Origin of the sequence: Microbulbifer agarilyticus (assembly GCF_020171345.1) — a bacterium.
Classification (GTDB): Bacteria; Pseudomonadota; Gammaproteobacteria; order Pseudomonadales; family Cellvibrionaceae; genus Microbulbifer; species Microbulbifer agarilyticus_D.
On the sequence record NZ_JAIUZM010000002.1, the window covers coordinates 44,134 to 60,864 of the forward strand.

Here is a 16,731-nt window from a genome sequence, read left to right on the forward strand (position 1 = left end):
ATGGCCTGTGACCAGTTGTAAAGTGGGGTGCGGTCGTCTATCTAATTTGTCGGGACTGAATATGGCCTGTACACCGCAGCCGATTCACGTCGTGCCGTTTTTCAAGCCACCGAAATGGCGTTTCTGAGTATTTCACACATCGGGCCAGCCACAATAATACCCGTTGTGTTGATGCGAACGCCGGTATCGCGCAAATCGGGCATATATGAGTTCTTCCGACATTCACATACCTGGTTACACCATTCACTCTGCGATCGGCCACGGCGGAATGGCGTCTGTGTACCTGGCTATCCAGGAGTCGCTCAATCGCAAGGTGGCCATCAAAGTGCTGCATAACAGCACTGAGGCCGGTATCGGCGAGCGCTTTATCAATGAAGCGCGTTATATCGCCGATCTCAACAGCTCTCATATCATCACTATCTACGATATCTCGACACTGGAGAGCGGGGACTGTTACATCGCGATGGAATTTCTTGGCGGTGGTGAGCTGGCGGATAACCTGTCGAGGATGACCAGCGCTGTAGCCATGCTCCAGTTGATACGCGAGATCGCGCTCGGCCTGGCGGTAGTACACGAAAACGGCATTATTCATCGGGATGTGAAGCCGTCCAATATCCTGTTTCGCAATGATGGAACGGCAGTGCTGACGGATTTCGGGATCGCCAAAGAGATCGACAACGACTCGGACCTGACTCAGGTGGGGTTCAGCCTGGGTAGCCCCTCATATAGCAGTCCGGAACAAGCGCAATGCTTTCCCATCGATTTGACGACCGATATATATAGCTTGGGTGTGGTGCTACTGGAGCTGCTGCTTGGTCACAACCCGTTCAAGGGAGATAGCCATACCAGCACAGCGCTTAACCATATCCAGTTGCCGATACCCGAATTGCCATTGGACTACCACTATCTTGTACCGCTAGTGAGTAAGATGCTGGCAAAGGATCCGGGTGACCGTCACCAGTCTGCCCGTGAGCTGATTGAGGGCATAGATCAGGCCTTGAAGATGGCTGCGGAGGCATACCCGCATACACAACTGCGGCGATTCGGCGGTCGTCAGTTTCGCCGACTGCGCCTGCCTGCATTGCCAGCCATCTCTCTGTCTGCGGCGTCACCCATGATGCGTTCTACTCTGGCGTCGGCGATATCCCGCTTACGTGCAAGGCTTGACCGGTACCAAGTGTCCTTACCAACCCTCTCATCAGGGAGGCTTGTGGGTGGGCTGGCGGCGGTGAGCCTTGCCGCTTTGGTGCTGGTGACTTATTTCGGGGCCTTTTACCAGAGTGAGACGGAGAGGCAGATTGCCCGCTTGCTGGAGCAGGCAGAGCAGAACATGCAGGCCGGTCGTTATATCGCGCCAGTAGCCGATAATGCACGGGATCTCTACCGCCAGGTTTTGCAGCTCGATAACGCCAACCTCATCGCCATTCTGGGAATGAAAACAGCCGAGCAAAAACAGGTTGAGGTCTATTTGGCTGAAGGCGGCCAGGCCCTGGCGGATGGCCGGCTTCAGCGACCGGATAACGACAATGCGCTCCACTTTTTCCGCCAGGCACTGGCCATTGATACGGAGAATTCCCAAGCTCAGACCGGCATCCGGAAAGTGATTCAGGAATACGTTCGGCTTGCACGCATCGAAATGAGCGAGCATGACTACAGTGATGCGCAGTACTATTTGGACAGTGGGCTCAACATTGCCCCAAATAACGCGATGTTGCTTTCGCTCAGTGACGAAGTGCGAAAAAGGCAGGCGCTGGCGCAGCAGCAGGTAAGACAGCGACCAAGGACCGAGAAGCGTCAGGACAAGCCACCCACGGTGAGAGCTTATATTCGCAGCGCGTTGGATAAGTTGCGAAGCAAGATGGGTGGGGGTTGAGTGGAGAAGGGCAGCGGGAGAAAAGAAAATGGATCCTAAAGTCTGAAGATTTGATTGCGCGCAGTTGATCCAGTACACCGCCCTCATCGTGGCCGATCAACTGATCGTTCAGCTCCGGTGCTTCCAGGTTGGTTCGTGGCAGTTTCAGCGCTGGGCCTAATTGCTCCAACACATCCAAAAATAGGAACAGAAGTCATATGAAAAAATATGACCAGGGCTTAAGAATAAAGCTATTAAGCGTCCAAGGAAAGCCACCCTTGATGTGGGAAAGGCCCGTTTAGATTTGCAAATCCAATAATATAAATTTCAGTATATGAATTTTTGTCTTACTTGATGTTGCTTATGGGAATGCTATTAAAAATTTATGCTTAACGTATTTAAATTTTTGCTGGTGTGTAATCCCCCAAATATTGATGCGCTAGCAAGATAGGGGGTTAAATTCAATAAAGCCTATGTACAATTTTCCAGTTGTAACGCTTCGCGCACGTCAATGATCTGAAGCCACTTTCGTGGACGGTATTTTTATTCACGAGAGAGGTCCGGTATGGGGCGGCCCGAAAAACGTAATGACGATGGTTATACTCTGGCTATACGCTTCAAGCCCTTAAGTTGGCCAGTCATCCTGACGTTAGCGATGAGCTGTGGCTGCATGCCCCAGCATACATCCGGTGATGCGCTATTGGTGGCAGATGGAGCATCGTCCGGAGATCTGAAGAAAAATAAGCATATAAAGACTGAAAAACCATTTTCAAAACAGGAGTCAAGTCGCGCTGATCCAGTAGAGTAAGTTGAAGAGATTTTGGTCGAAACTGCGATGAAAATTATGACGCTAGCATTCGATTTGGCGAATCGTAATAACGAGATTGATCTAATGAAAAAGCCGGGCGGTTCTTCCAACGGAAAAAGTAAAGATTTTTGAGCTGATTGAGGCGGACCGCAAAGGGCGTGGCTTCAGGACGTTGTGTGATCTGTTTGGCGTTTCGAAAGTGGTTTCTGCGCGTGGTCAAACCTGAGCATCGATGGCGTAACCGCCCCCTTACCGATGCGATTGTGGCGTTACACCAAGGATTTTCGGAAATCTACGGTGCTCGCAGAATACATCAACAAATAAAGCGTGGCGGCTTGTCATGTTGAGTTGGGTGAGCATGAGTTGAAATGGCTATCCGTTTGACAGCGCCATTTTCGAATCATTCTTCCAGGATATGAAGGCAGAGATTGTTCATCAGCGAATGTTCGATAACGAAATTGATGCGGTCGCGCATATCATCGAACACATCGAGTTCTATAACCGAAAGTGGCTTCACTTCAGTCTCGGCTATCAATCGTCTTCAGAGCATGAGAAGCTGGCGGCATAACGTGTCCATGAAAGTGGCAGAAGATCATCGAACTCCGCTATTTGTTACTCGTGATGCTCAAAAGTTCACGCGAACATGGTAGCTGATTAGTCGCTGAAGAGGTAGTTAACTACTACTATGAGCCTAATCTATTACCATGTCTCTAAGTAACATTATGTTTAATAAGTGTCTCTCATTTGTCGGGCTCGTCTCATTTGTTAGCTTTGCAGCTGCCGCCCCCCCTTCATCTGTACCCCAAACTGCGCAAGAAATGGGACTTATGGTTGGTTCGCCACCTAAGAAAACGATCGATATCGCTAAGTGGGATAAAGGGCCATACAACCGCTGGGCTTTTCAGCACATGAGTGAAATTGTGCCAACTGCGGTAATCAGCCGGGGTATGCAGCCGCGTACCGAATTCGTGAGCGCGCCTGTGGAGAGCATCACGCAGCTGAAATTTACTACGTTGGATGACCAAGAGCTAACTGTAGAGGAGAATCTTAAGCTCAATTACACCGATAGTTTTATCGTGCTTAAGGGTGGTAAGGTGGTTCTTGAGAAATACTATAATGGCATGGGCCCAGAAACGCGACATTTGTTGATGTCCGTTTCTAAATCCGTAACGGGGGCAGTCATTGGCAGCTTGATTGAAGCTGGAGAACTCTCCCCCGACAATAAAGTTGTGGACTACATTCCAGAGCTGAAGAATAGTCCAGGTTTTAAAGATGCCACCGTTCGACAAATCCTCGACATGACCACCGCTATTCAATTCAGCGAGGACTATGCAGATCCAAACGCTGAAGTGGTCAAGCATGAAGAGGCAACAGCTTGGCGCGGGCAAACATCCACTGCCAAAGATGGCCTATACGCTTTTGCACAAGAAATCCAAAGGGTTGAGCGCAATCATGGAGAAGTATTTCATTACGCATCCATTAACACGGACATATTGGGCTGGTTAATTGAGCGAGCCACTGGAGAGCGTTTTAGTGACTACATGAGTAACATCGTCTGGTCTAAGCTTGGCGCGGAACGCGATGCCTTATTAAGTGTCGATCTGTTAGGCTCACCGGTTGTAAATGGTGGCTTTGTCATGACGACTCGGGATTTGGCACGATTTGGGCAGATGATTCTGCAAGGTGGACATTTTAACGGTCAGCAAATTGTTCCTAAAGAATGGATAGAAGATATTCGCATGAATGGTAACAATGCCGCCTGGAAACCCACCAGTTATTCGAAGATTTGGCCAGACGGTTTTTATCGGAGTCAGTGGTATGTCACTAAAGACGACCAAGGTTCTTTTTTCGGGGTTGGCGTTAATGGGCAGCATCTGTGGATCAATCCAACCACAAATGTTGTGATCGTTAAATTTTCGTCCTACCCAATATCAGCGGATGTTAAGCGGGGAAAACAGGATTGGGCGATGATGGATGCAATCGCCAGATCGTTAAAATAGTCATTGCTGACAATGGGGTAGTGCTGGACAGGAAACTATGCGGCGTTGCTTCGGTTTACATATTATGTCGTTTGACTTCTGTTCATGTAATACGTTTACTTCGGTTTTTCTCAATAGGGTGAGGATGAAAAATGATCACTTTATCTCAGGTGACTACGGTTTTAGGATGGGCGTCACTGCTTAATATTGGCTACTTACTGCTGGCTACAGGTATGGTGTATCTGATGAGGAATTTCATCAAATCTGTACATCGCAGTATGTTTGATCTTACTGATGCAAAACTCTCTGAGGCATATTTCGATTTCTTGGCGAACTTTAAAATTATTACGGTAGCTTTCTTTATCGTTCCATACCTCAGCTTGAAGGTGATGGGGTATTAGTGGTTCTGCGGGTGGCCGAGGTTTTCCCTGAGGCGCCTGCGGTTGATTTTTGATTAGGAGTAATGATGGGACTGACGTGGGACAAAAGCCTGGTAGCGGGTGGAAACGACGATTTGCTTGGCGATGGTGTCGAGTTTGAAGTGTATTCATCGGTGAGTGAGGCCGACCAAGATGATTCGGTGAATACCCATGTGATTGAGGCCCTTGATTACGCTTTAAGCTATTTGGATAGAAACGTTAAGGATGAATCCCGCTTCTTTTTGGTTGGGTGGGATGCTACCAGCTCGACGCTTATGTTTGCAGTTACGGATGATGCCAAGCAGCTGGACTCTCCAGTTGTGGTCAGATGTCACTTTGCCGGTTTTAGCAAAAAGTTAGCGTCTGATTCTCAGCGAGAATCCGTGGTCGAGGCGTATAAGGAGAATGTCAGATTTTGGTGCAAAGAGCATTTGTCCACAAGCAGTGCATTCACCCAGTACTCTTTGATTGCCCTGTTTGTGGATGAGGGTAGGGCACGTGCAGGGCTTCTTTAAGTCATCAGGTGTAAACGGGTATATGATGGCTTTGTTGTCGATTCGTGAAGTAGTGGTAGGCTGCAGAACACCCGGACAGGTTGTATGAGTTTCAACATCGCTTTACTGTGTTTGATTGTTACGGGCTTGCTCGATGGTTTCGCGCGTCAGTACTTCTATCCGGGTGTGGACTTTCCACCGACGTCATTATGGTTTTCTCTGGCAATCGCCTTCTTGGGCTTCGCCTGGTACGTTGGTGACTCCAATTGGCGAAACTACCAGCGCAACCTTCTTCTTAATATTTGCATCATCGGTTTCGGCCTGATAGCGCTGCCGTATTACTTCTTTCGTAGTCGTGGCTTGAAGGGCGGTTTACAGGCGACGTTGGTGCTTATTGGGGTGTTGATTACTTGGGCGGTTGCTCTAATTGCGGGTGAGCAACTTGCGCTATTGGTCGGGCAGCGGGGGTGAGTACTGGTTTTCCTGCAGGCTCCCTTGGTAGTCCTCGCCCAGATACTCAATTAGGAAAGGCGGCCCGCGACGAATCAGCTGCTCTTTTCGTGATTTCGGCCAGCGTTTGATTTCTACTTCCAGTTTCAGTGCATCGGACTTGCTGCGCATGGCGCACTGAAATTCGAGGCTCAGCGGGCCGCGCCCGCGCAGGGCCTTGGCCGCTTTGGGGCCACCACTGCTGTGTTCCTCAAAGCGCCGCTCCACATCGCGCGTGACCCCGGTATACAGGGTGTCGCGCTTGGTGCGAATGAGATAGACAAACCAGCCAGACAAAAATATTCCTACTCTTATATTTCCCACTCGGGGGCAGGCCTTAAAACAGGCTGTGTTGATCCCCGGATTGCGGGGGCAGGGTGAACTTGTTGCAGTCCAGATTGAGCTTGCGCTCATTCAGGCCCAGTTTGCGACAGGTTATCTTAAATCGCTGTTGCAGTAACTGGGCGAACACACCGTTACCCCGTTGGCGGCTGCCGAATTCACTCTGGTAATCCTTACCGCCGCGGCTCTGTTGCACAATGCTCATGACGTGTTGTGCGCGCTCCGGATAGTGTTCCTGCAGCCACTGGCGGAACAGGGGGGCCACCTCAAATGGGAGGCGCAGCAGGATGTAGGCAGCGTGGATGGCTCCGGCCTTGTGCGCCTGCGTCAGTATCTGTTCCAGCTCGGCGTCGTTCAGTGCGGGAATAATCGGGGCTGCCATCACTGCGGTGGGAATACCCGCGCTGCCGAGGGCCTCAATCATACGCAGCCGTGCATTGGGACCTGCGGTGCGGGGTTCCAGGCGGCGTTTCAATTCGTTGTCCAGCGTGGTCACACTGATAGCGACGTGTGCCAAATTATCCTGCGCCATTTCGGCGAGGATGGGCAGGTCGCGTAGGATCAGCTGGCCCTTGGTGACGATGGTTACCGGGTGCTGATGTTCCTGCAGGGTCTGCAGGATCCGGCGGGTGATTTGCTTGTCTTTCTCCAGCGGCTGGTAGGGGTCGGTGTTGGTCCCCAGGGCAATGGGGCTGCACTGATACTTGGGCTTGCGCAGTGCTTGTTGCAGAAGCTCTGCGGCGTTTGGCTTGTAAAACAGCTGTGTCTCGAAATCCAGCCCCGGGGACAGGTCCATATAGGCATGCGCCGGGCGCGCATAGCAGTAGATACAGCCGTGTTCGCAGCCGCGGTAGGGATTGATGGATTGGCTGAACGGGAGATCCGGGGATTGGTTGGTGGCGATGATCGAGCGCGCCTTTTCCTCTATGGCGATGGTTTCGATACGTTCCATCGGCTCCAGCGTCGTCTCCCAACCGTCACTCTCGCGGCTGCTAACCTGATCTACAAAGCGCCCGGCCAGGTTGCTGACGGCACCGCGGCCCTTGAGTTGGCGGGTAGGGTTACTGGAGGAATCGTTAGCCACGTGCTTCTGAACAGGGTCTGGTACTGAATATGATCTGTATGGATATACAGTTTATTGCCGTGTGGTGAGGTGCGCAAGAGCACTGTGCAAGGGCGTGCGGGAGGTCATACAATGACTGATCGGTACTCAATAACAAAGACAGTGCAGGGATTAGGGAATGGATCTTCAAGCGGTCGCCGCCATCTATGCGTTTGCGGTCAAGGTGCTGCAGATATTTGCCATGCTGTTCGCCTTCGGGCTGGTGGTGCTGGTGCTGTATCTGGTGTACCTGTATCTGGCGGATGTCAGCCAGACCAAGCAGGCGATTCGGCGCAATTTCCCGGTCCTTGGCCGCTTCCGTTATCAGTTTGAGCACCTGGGGGAGTTTTTCCGCCAGTACTTCTTTGCACTCGACCGGGAAGAAATGCCGTTTAACCGCGCCCAGCGCAGCTGGGTGTATCGTGCGGCAAAGAATGTGGATTCCACCCTCGCGTTTGGTTCTACGCGCCCGCTGAACCAGCCCGGTGATATCGTATTCCTGAATCACCCGTTCCCCACCCTGGCCAAAGACGCGGTGCCGGCGCGGGAGATCACTCTGGGTGAGGGCGTGGCGCGCAGCCCCTATACCACCCGCTCCATCTTCAATATCTCGGGCATGAGCTTCGGCGCGCTGTCGGTCCCTGCGGTGACGGCGCTATCCAAAGGCGCCGCCAAGGCGGGTATCTGGCTCAACACCGGGGAAGGGGGCTTGTCTCCGCACCATTTGGTCGGGGGCTGCGACATCGTGTTTCAGGTGGGTACCGCCAAGTACGGCGTGCGCGATGCGGAAGGCAATCTCGACGACGACAAGCTGCGCAAGATCGCCGACCACGAACAGGTGAAGATGTTCGAACTGAAACTGTCCCAGGGTGCCAAACCCGGCAAGGGCGGGATCTTGCCCGGCGTGAAGGTGACACCGGAAATCGCCCATGTGCGCGGTATCCCGGTGGGCGAGGATTCCATCAGCCCCAATGGGCACCCGGAAATCCGCGACGTGGATGGTCTGCTGGATATGATCAATCACATCCGCGTGGTGACCGGTAAACCCACGGGCATAAAGTGCGTGATTGGTACCAGCGACTGGCTGCACGATTTGTTTGAGGCGATTTTGCGCCGGGGCGTCGACAGCGCGCCAGACTTTATCAATATCGACAGTGCCGATGGTGGCAGCGGAGCGGCGCCACAGAGCCTGATGGATTACATGGGGCTACCTTTGAACCGCAGCCTGCCGATGGTGGTGGATTTGGTTGAAGATTACGGGCTGCGGGAACGGATCAAAATTATCTGTGCGGGCAAGCTACTGACACCATCGGTGGTGGCCTGGGCGCTGGCGATGGGCGCGGATTTCGTGAATTGTGGGCGTGGATTTATGTTTGCACTCGGCTGTATTCAGGCGATGCAGTGCAATAAAAATACCTGCCCCACAGGCGTTACCACCCATAATCCGGATTTGCAGCAGGGGCTGGACCCCGTGGACAAGGCCGAGCGCGTCTACCATTACGCGCGTAACCTGGATTACGAAGTTGGGACTATTGCCCACTCCTGTGGTGTACCGGAGCCGCGCCAGTTGCGGCGTTCACATCTGGAGGTCATTGGTGAACGCGGCGTCGCGGTGCCACTGACCACCCTTGCCTCGCTGGCGGAGTCCCGCTCGGTGATTGCGACCGATCGCCGGGAGTAATAGAAAGCTCAATAGACAGCTCACTAGACAGCTCAATAGAGAGATCAGTAACAAGGAGCGAACAGCCATGGAAGGCGTTGTTACTCTGGTTGGCCAGGGCCTGTATATGGCGTTTGCCGCCGTCGCGGGTTTGGGTATCGCCCGTGTCTTAAAGCGCGACAGCACGCTCGGTTGCCTGATTGCCGGGGTGATCGCCGGCATGCTCCTGCCCATTTTCGATTATGACACCGGCCTGCGCGCGGAGAATCTGCACCAGCTGGTGTTTTTCGTCATCCTGCCCGTGTTGATCTTCGAGTCTGCGTGGAAGATCGACCCGATTATCCTAGTTCGCTGGCTGGGGCCGATTCTGTTACTCGCCACCATTGGCGTGCTGATCTGTTGCCTGATTACCGCGGTGCTCGTCTACTACGGCATTCATCACCCCACAGGGTTTCCCTGGATTGCGGCGTTCCTCACTGGCGCGATTCTCGCGGCCACAGATCCTGTTAGCGTGGTGGCGCGCCTGCGCCAGAGTGGTGCCGATGACCAGTTGCTGACGCTGGTGGAAGGGGAGAGTCTGTTTAACGATGCCGCCGCGATCGTGTTGTTCTCATTTGCATTGGGTATTGCCAGCCACAGTGTGATGGAGGGAACCGTGGCCACTGGCGAGTCGCTCTCCGGGTTCGCGAGTTTTTCCCTGTATTTCCTCACTGTCTTTATCGGCGGGTTGGCGGTGGGCACCATCTGCGGTTTGCTTACCGCCATTGTGATTCTGTTTTTGAAGTCTGCGGGTGCCGCGCTGATGGTGCTGGTGCTGGCGGCATTCGGCAGTTTCTATCTGGCGGAACATGTGGTCGGCGTGTCCGGCATTCTTTCGGTAATGGTGTGTGCCATTATCGCGCGCTCCTGTTTGCGCGAGCAGCAGGACACCTACTTGAGTCACGCGGAACCGACCTGGGAGTGGCTGGGGCTGTTTTTCAACGCACTGATCTTTGTGATTATGGGGCTGGTGATTACGTTTGAAATGTTTACTCATCAGTGGCTGGCAATCATCATCGCGATTGTGGCGGCGCTGGTTGCGCGTACGCTTGCGGTATTTTTGGTGTCGCCATTTGCGCGCTTTGTGGGTCCGCCAATTCCCAATGCTTGGCGCATGATTCTAAGCTGGGGCGGATTGCGTGGCGTGATTGCGGTGGCGCTGGTTCTGTCACTGCCCACAGAGTTACCTTACTGGTGGACAGTGCAGTCGATGGTATTTGGCGTAGTGCTGTTCTCCCTGCTGGTGCAGGGCACCACAAGTACACGCCTGATCAAGAAGCTGGGTGTTTAGGCGCGCTCTAGGATATCTGATAGAACTTTATCGGTTCTATACAGCCAGTCTCGTTATCACCTTTGTTGTCATAAAACAGGCGTGCCGCGAGAGCGAGCAGTATCACGGCGAGTGCGAGTAGGGCGATTACTCTAAGCATGGCATCTTCTCCTTTGGCAGGCTGAATCATTCAAAGCCTCTACCAATTAAGTTGCTGAACCTCTTAATCGAAAAATTCCCGACTTTTCGATTATTGTAGATGCGCTGCCCGACAAACGCGGCCGGACGTGAATTGATTTCCTCTTTCCATAACCTTCCTGTTTACATAGGGATGTCCGTAGTACTCAATTATTGGCTATGAAAGGTCCTTCCGATAGGTGAGTGGTGTTACGCCTGTCCAGCTTCGGAAGGCACGGATAAACGCACTGGCTTCAGAAAACCCCGTCAGGAAAGCTATCTCCTCGATCGAGGTGCGCTGCCGGGACAGGAGATAAATTGCCTGGTCGCGCCGTATCTGGGCTTTCAAGTCGCTGTAAGTCAGCCCCTCATCATTCAATTGTCTTCGTAGTTGCTTTGGATTTAACTCGAGGCGCGTAGCAATTTCAGCGAACGTGGGCATTGCGCTCAGGTCGTCTCCAATCACATCCTTGATTTTCTGACTCCAGCTTCTGCTGCGATAACTATTGACCAGTGTGTTGTAAAGGGGCTTGCGCAGAAAGTCGGCGAGGCTCTGGGGCGTTTGCTTCACTGTTTTTTCAAGTAATCGCCGGTCGAAGACTAGACGACATACATTTGCGTCATATTCGACCGGCGCGCCGGCAAACAGTGGACGATATTCTTCGCTGTATTCCGGCTGTCGGTAAGGGACGGATGCACCGGCCAGTGGCAGGTTTTGCTGTGTCAGCCAGCAGAGCTGCCTGTGGAGAGAGAAACAGAAGAGTTCGTAGACATAGGGATCCAGGGGCGGTGCATCGTCCACGGTCTGGCGTATCTCAATGATGGCCTGCCCCCCTTCTGCCAGTAGCCGCGGAGCCAAATTCTGGTTGAGGATGTCGTAAAACAGGCAAAACCGTTTCATTGCCTGGCCCAGTGTCCTGCACTGGATCAGCCAGTGACACAGGGCGGACCACTGGCCAAGCCTGAATGGCTGTTGGCAATAGCCCAGCATCTCATCACCCATTTCACGCATGGTGATCGTTTGTAACTTGGCATACTGCGCAGCGCTCACTCGGGCCTGACGCTGTTCCAGTAGCCGCGGTGAAATGCGGCTGCGGCGCAAGAGTCGCTCGACATCATAGCCGCGTTCTGTAGCCTTTCTGAGTACCGCTTTCACGAAGCAGACGTGTACAGAAATATCCCGCATCGTTGCGGACCTCGTTGATTGGCGTGAATTCCCCCTTTTTTGGCTGGCAAGCGTTCTCAGCTGATGCGGGGATAAAATGTCTATTTTTGTCCATCATGGTCATTGTTTTGGTAGTTTAACGCAAGTAAAAATGCATAAAGCGTACATTATTGTGTGTGTCGTCTTTTAATCAGATCAGGCAGGGTTTTCCCAATGGCACCAAATACTGCATATATTTTCGATGCAATTCGTACTCCCAGGGGTAAGGGCAAGAAAGATGGATCGCTTCATGAAGTGAAGTCGGTAGCGCTTGGCTCGGGCTTGCTCCGCGAGTTGCAGCAGCGTCACGACCTGGATACCGCTTACGTGGATGATGTGGTGATGGGGTGTGTCTCGCCGGTTGGCGAACAAGGTGGCGACATTGCCAAAACCATTGTTCAGTACGCTGAGTGGGACGAGAGTGTTGCCGGTGTGCAGCTGGATCGGTTCTGTGCTTCCGGCCTGGAAGCAGTGAATCTGGCGGCCATGAAAATTGCTTCAGGGTGGGAGGAATTGGTGGTGGCCGGTGGTGTGGAATCCATGTCACGGGTGCCGATGGGAGCCGCCGGCGGGGCTTGGTTGAATGACCCGGAAATTAATATTGCCACCGGTGCCGTACCCCAGGGGATCGGTGCCGATACGATCGCGACGCTCGAAGGATGGAGTCGTGAAAATGTGGATGCATTTGCCTTGAGCTCCCAGCAGCGTGCGGCCCATGCCCAACAAAATGGCTACTTCGATCGCTCTGTTGTGCCCGTGAAAGACCTAAATGGGGTGACCATTCTCGACCGAGATGAGTTTATCAAGCCCAAGTCCACCATGGCGGTGCTGGGCAAACTGCGGCCTTCGTTTGAAGCGATGGGCGCACTCGGGTTTGATGACTTGATGCTAAGAAAGTATCCGGAAATTCCCGCGATCAATCATGTCCATACACCAGGGAATTCCTCCGGCATTGTGGATGGTGCGGCCGCAGTACTGATTGGCTCGGAGAAAGCGGGTAAAGACCTCGGTCTCACCCCGCGCGGTCGTATTGTAGCAACCGCGGTACTGGCGACTGACCCGACCATTATGCTGGTGGGGCCCGGCCCTGCGGCCAAGAAAGTTCTGGCCAAGGCTGGCATGACCACTGCGGATATTGATCTCTTTGAAATCAACGAGGCATTTGCCTCCGTCGCACTGCGATTCATGCAGGACCTCGAGATTTCCCATGAAGTGACCAACGTCAACGGTGGGGCTATTGCCATGGGGCATCCCCTCGGCGCAACGGGTGCGATGCTTGTCAGTACGATTCTCGACGAATTGGAGCGGCGTGACCTGAAGCGCGCGCTGGTCGCCCTTTGTGTAGGCGGCGGGCAGGGTATCGCAACAATCATCGAGCGTGTTTAACCGGAGCCAATCGCAGCCTAACGGATTGCAGGCACAACAGAGCAAGGTATCAAATCATGAGTGAAAACATTCACGGCTTTGTCTATCAAAAAGACGCCGATGGCATCGTTACGATCACCATGGATATGGATGGCCCGGTCAATGCGATGAATGAGCAATATCGCCAGGCCATGGCAGTGATCCCGCAAAAACTGGAATCAGAAGAGGGGCTGGCTGGTGTTGTATTTGCCTCGGCAAAGCCTACCTTTTTCGCCGGTGGTGACCTGAAGGAACTCTGCACGGTGCCCAAAGGGGGCGAAGAGCAGCAGTTTCGGGTCATCGAGGAAAGCATCAAGGCACCGCTTCGGCGACTTGAAAAGCTCGAGGTTCCGGTCGTCGCTGCGATCAATGGTGCGGCGTTGGGCGGGGGATTTGAAGTGTGTCTCGCGTGTAACCGGCGAGTCGCCTTAAACGGACCCAAAGTGGTGGTTGGTTTCCCGGAAGTGACCCTGGGGCTACTTCCCGGTGCCGGAGGCATTGTGCGCTCCATACATATGCTCGGGCTGCAAAAGGCCTTGCCGTTTTTGATGGAGGGGAAGCGTCTCAAGCCGACACAGGCTTTGGAGGTTGGCTATATCGATCAACTGGTGGACTCCAGCGAAGACCTGATCCCTGCCGCCAAGCAATGGATTAAGGAAAACCCCACTGCGTGGGCGCAGCCCTGGGACGTCAAGGGGCACAAGATTCCAGGTGGGGATAAATGGAGTCCGGCGATCATCAATTTACTGGCGGTTGCGCCTGCCACGACCTTTCAGAAGACGCGCGGACTCCTGCCCGCACCGGAACGGATACTGGCGGTGAGTGGTGATACCGTATCGGTGGATTTCGATACGGCTCTGCGTATTGAATCCCGTGGTCTTGCCTATTTGGTTACCACACCGCAAGCGAAGAACATCATTTCTTCCAGTTTCTTCCAGCTCAACAGCATCAATAGCGGCATAAGCCGTCCGGCGGAAATCGAACGCACCCATGTAACCAAACTCGGCATTCTGGGGGCAGGCATGATGGGGCAGGGCATCGCCCATGCCGCCGCCAGTGCGGGTATACAGGTGGTGCTCGTGGATACCAGTGTGGAAGCGGCGGAAAAAGGCAAGGCCTACAGTGCAAAAGTATTGGATAAGCAAATACAGCGTGGCCGCAGTTCGGAGCAGGACAAGCAGACAATTCTCGACCGCATCAGTGCCACCGCTGAATATGCAGCACTTCAGGGGTGTGACCTGATTGTCGAGGCGGTCTTTGAAGATGTGGCACTGAAAAATCAGGTCACCCGAGATATCGAACAGTTTCTGTCAAAAGACGGTGTGCTTGCAACGAATACATCGACACTACCGATTACGCTTTTATCGGAGGCAAGTGCGTCCCCGGAGAAATTCATTGGTATTCACTTTTTCTCTCCCGTCGACAAGATGCCACTGATCGAAATTATCTGCGGTGAGAAAACCAGTGACCGGACTCTGGCAAGGGCTTTTGATTTTGCCCGTCAAATCGGCAAGACCCCTATTGTTGTGAATGACTCGCTTGGATTCTTTACTTCTCGTGTGTTCGGCACCTTTATGGATGAAGGCGCACGCCTGTTGGTCGAGGGGGTTAATCCAGTATTGATCGATGCGCTGGCAAAACAGGTGGGTATGCCGGTGGGGCCGCTGGCCGTGCAGGATGAAGTGAGTCAGGAACTCACGCGTAAGGTTGCCGAAACCCACAAGAAAATGGGCGTATTGAATTCCCTCGGAGACAACAGCTGCAATGCCGCGGTTTCCGAGCGGTTGATCCGTGAATTTGGCCGCGGTGGCCGCCATCATGGCGGTGGCTACTATGAGTACGCCGAGGATGGCAGTAAGAAAATCTGGCCACAGTTGTATGAGCTCTACTTCAACCCCGAAGTGGAACTTCCGCGGGATGATATCAAGGACCGTATTCTGCTCAGGCAGGTGGTCGAGAGCCTCAAGTGTTTGCAGGAAGGCGTGCTTCGCACTGTGGCAGATGGCAATGTGGGGTCGCTGATGGGGATCGGTGCACCGACGTGGACCGGCGGCTTTTTGCAGATGGCGAATACCTATGAATACGCTGGAGAGGTTGGTCCCAAGGCACTACTGTTGCGCTGTGACGAGTTGGCTGCGCGGTATGGGGAGCGCTTTTCTGCGCCGGAAATTCTGCAGGAAAAAGCGCACTCTGGCACTGGCTTTGAGTGACGCGATTTGATTGATTCAAGGATCTGATTCCAAGGGGGTTTGCCGAAATGCTGAAACGTGACTTCACTCAAGAACAAATGATGTTCCGGGATGCCTATCGCAAGTTTCTGCAACAGGAGATCGTTCCGAATATGGAAAAGTGGCGGGCACAGGGCATTGTGGACCGTGAGGCATTTCGCAAGGCTGGCGAACAGGGGTTCCTGATGGTTTGGCCTGATGAGGCGTTCGGTGGCCTGGGGGATGATGACTTCCGTTTTGAACAGATCATTCTCGAGGAAAATCAATATGCGCTCTCGGGAGATTGGGGAAGCACTCTGCACAGCCGGTTAATCGGCCCTTATCTGACGCGTTTTGGTAGCGAAGAGCAGCAACGCCGATTTTTGCCAAAGTGTGTGAGCGGCGAAATCATTCTCGCAATCGCCATGACCGAACCGGATGCAGGCAGTGACTTGGCAGGTATGCGTGCTACCGCCATCGATCATGGAGACTACTTTCTCCTGAATGGAAACAAGACCTATATCTCCAACGGTATCAACGCCGACCTGGTGATCGTTGCGGCGAAAACGGACCCTGTTAATGACCCGAGAAAGATCGGTTTGTTCCTGGTCGAGCGGGGGACGGAAGGATTCCATCGAGGTGCCATGCTCAAGAAAATGGGACAAAAGGCACAGGACACTGCCGAGCTGTTTTTTGAGAACGTGATTGTCCCCAAGGAAAATGTTCTGGGGGACCCTTCAAATGGATTTGTTTATCTGATGGAGGGGCTGGCGGAAGAACGTTTGATTGCTGCGGTGGGCAGTCTCGCAATGGCCCAGAAGGCCTTTGATGTCACCTTGGCGTTTACCCGCGACCGCAAGTTGTTCAAGCGAACCCTGGGTGACTTTCAGAACACCCAATTCAAGCTGGCGGACCTGCGTGCTGAGCTTGATATGCAGCAGGTGTATGTGGATCACTGTGTAAAGGCTCTTGGTCAGGGCCAGTTGACGGCGGAAGATGCGGCCAAGGCCAAACTGGTAACGACGGAGCTGCTTTGCAAGGTCGTTGATGAGGGGGTTCAGTTGCACGGGGGCGCCGGGTATATGGATGAGTACCCGATCTCGCGCCTGTATACGGATGCCCGAGTGACCCGAATCTACGCTGGTACCTCCGAGGTAATGAAATTGATTATCGGGCGCGATCTCTACAGGAGTGAGGCGACACCGTTTATAGACCGAGACATGCCGTAGTTGGGTACTGCGGCTGTTTTAGCGTGATGTACCGAACTGCACTTAACGAGAGGAGC

Annotated in this window: 14 protein-coding genes and 1 pseudogene; 11 read left to right on the forward strand and 4 right to left on the reverse strand. The window is 53.3% G+C overall.

Features of this window, described 5'->3' with window-relative positions; translation table 11 throughout:
- Positions 1-205: 205 nt before the first annotated feature.
- The 6 genes and pseudogenes from LCM31_RS07425 to LCM31_RS07450 all read left to right on the forward strand — a co-directional run bounded on the left by LCM31_RS07425 (position 206) and on the right by LCM31_RS07450 (position 6,023).
- Complete coding sequence (locus LCM31_RS07425) at positions 206-1,873, forward strand: serine/threonine-protein kinase (protein WP_224868783.1); 1,668 nt, start codon at positions 206-208, stop codon at positions 1,871-1,873.
- 1,172 nt (positions 1,874-3,045) lie between these two features.
- Positions 3,046-3,228, forward strand: a pseudogene (locus LCM31_RS07430) (IS3 family transposase); the annotation flags it as partial.
- 154 nt (positions 3,229-3,382) lie between these two features.
- Positions 3,383-4,660 carry a serine hydrolase domain-containing protein gene (locus LCM31_RS07435; protein ID WP_224868786.1) on the forward strand — a complete coding sequence of 426 codons (1,278 nt, stop codon included), beginning with the start codon at positions 3,383-3,385 and terminating at the stop codon, positions 4,658-4,660.
- Between the two features lie 131 nt (positions 4,661-4,791).
- Complete coding sequence (locus tag LCM31_RS07440) at positions 4,792-5,040, forward strand: DUF6868 family protein (RefSeq protein ID WP_224868787.1); 249 nt, start codon at positions 4,792-4,794, stop codon at positions 5,038-5,040.
- A 62-nt stretch (positions 5,041-5,102) separates the two neighbouring features.
- The gene (locus LCM31_RS07445) at positions 5,103-5,573 is read left to right on the forward strand and encodes a hypothetical protein (protein WP_224868789.1); all 471 of its coding nucleotides are present in this window, start codon (positions 5,103-5,105) and stop codon (positions 5,571-5,573) included.
- A gap of 84 nt (positions 5,574-5,657) precedes the next feature.
- On the forward strand, positions 5,658-6,023 hold the full coding sequence (locus tag LCM31_RS07450) for a hypothetical protein (protein ID WP_224868791.1): 366 nt from the start codon (positions 5,658-5,660) through the stop codon (positions 6,021-6,023).
- Here the strand turns inward: LCM31_RS07450 and LCM31_RS07455 are convergent.
- Positions 6,000-6,338, reverse strand: coding sequence for a GIY-YIG nuclease family protein (locus LCM31_RS07455; RefSeq protein WP_224868793.1), 339 nt, complete (start codon positions 6,336-6,338; stop codon positions 6,000-6,002). The two genes, LCM31_RS07450 and LCM31_RS07455, sit on opposite strands and share 24 nt — an antisense overlap.
- A gap of 40 nt (positions 6,339-6,378) precedes the next feature.
- Complete coding sequence (locus LCM31_RS07460; RefSeq protein ID WP_224868794.1) at positions 6,379-7,467, reverse strand: PA0069 family radical SAM protein; 1,089 nt, start codon at positions 7,465-7,467, stop codon at positions 6,379-6,381.
- A 157-nt stretch (positions 7,468-7,624) separates the two neighbouring features.
- Between LCM31_RS07460 and LCM31_RS07465 the strand changes: the two genes are divergently transcribed.
- Both LCM31_RS07465 and LCM31_RS07470 read left to right on the forward strand, forming a co-directional pair.
- Positions 7,625-9,166 (forward strand): FMN-binding glutamate synthase family protein, encoded by a 1,542-nt coding sequence (locus tag LCM31_RS07465; RefSeq protein ID WP_224868796.1) that lies wholly within the window; start codon positions 7,625-7,627, stop codon positions 9,164-9,166.
- Positions 9,167-9,233: 67 nt separating this feature from the next.
- On the forward strand, positions 9,234-10,475 hold the full coding sequence (locus tag LCM31_RS07470) for a cation:proton antiporter (RefSeq protein WP_224868798.1): 1,242 nt from the start codon (positions 9,234-9,236) through the stop codon (positions 10,473-10,475).
- Between the two features lie 7 nt (positions 10,476-10,482).
- On the opposite strand, the gene LCM31_RS16300 is transcribed toward LCM31_RS07470, so the two are convergent.
- Positions 10,483-10,614, reverse strand: a complete 132-nt coding sequence (locus tag LCM31_RS16300; protein WP_263601019.1) for a hypothetical protein — start codon at positions 10,612-10,614, stop codon at positions 10,483-10,485.
- A 195-nt stretch (positions 10,615-10,809) separates the two neighbouring features.
- Positions 10,810-11,817 (reverse strand): AraC family transcriptional regulator, encoded by a 1,008-nt coding sequence (locus tag LCM31_RS07475; RefSeq protein WP_224868800.1) that lies wholly within the window; start codon positions 11,815-11,817, stop codon positions 10,810-10,812.
- Between the two features lie 192 nt (positions 11,818-12,009).
- Between LCM31_RS07475 and LCM31_RS07480 the strand changes: the two genes are divergently transcribed.
- The 3 genes from LCM31_RS07480 to LCM31_RS07490 are packed head-to-tail and all read left to right on the forward strand — an operon-like array spanning position 12,010 to position 16,675.
- Positions 12,010-13,221: an acetyl-CoA C-acetyltransferase gene (locus LCM31_RS07480; RefSeq protein WP_224868802.1), complete on the forward strand. Its 1,212-nt coding sequence runs from the start codon at positions 12,010-12,012 to the stop codon at positions 13,219-13,221.
- Positions 13,222-13,277: 56 nt separating this feature from the next.
- Positions 13,278-15,449, forward strand: a complete 2,172-nt coding sequence (locus LCM31_RS07485) for a 3-hydroxyacyl-CoA dehydrogenase NAD-binding domain-containing protein (RefSeq protein WP_224868804.1) — start codon at positions 13,278-13,280, stop codon at positions 15,447-15,449.
- 47 nt (positions 15,450-15,496) lie between these two features.
- Positions 15,497-16,675, forward strand: coding sequence for an acyl-CoA dehydrogenase family protein (locus LCM31_RS07490; RefSeq protein ID WP_224868806.1), 1,179 nt, complete (start codon positions 15,497-15,499; stop codon positions 16,673-16,675).
- The last annotated feature ends 56 nt before the right edge of the window (positions 16,676-16,731 follow it).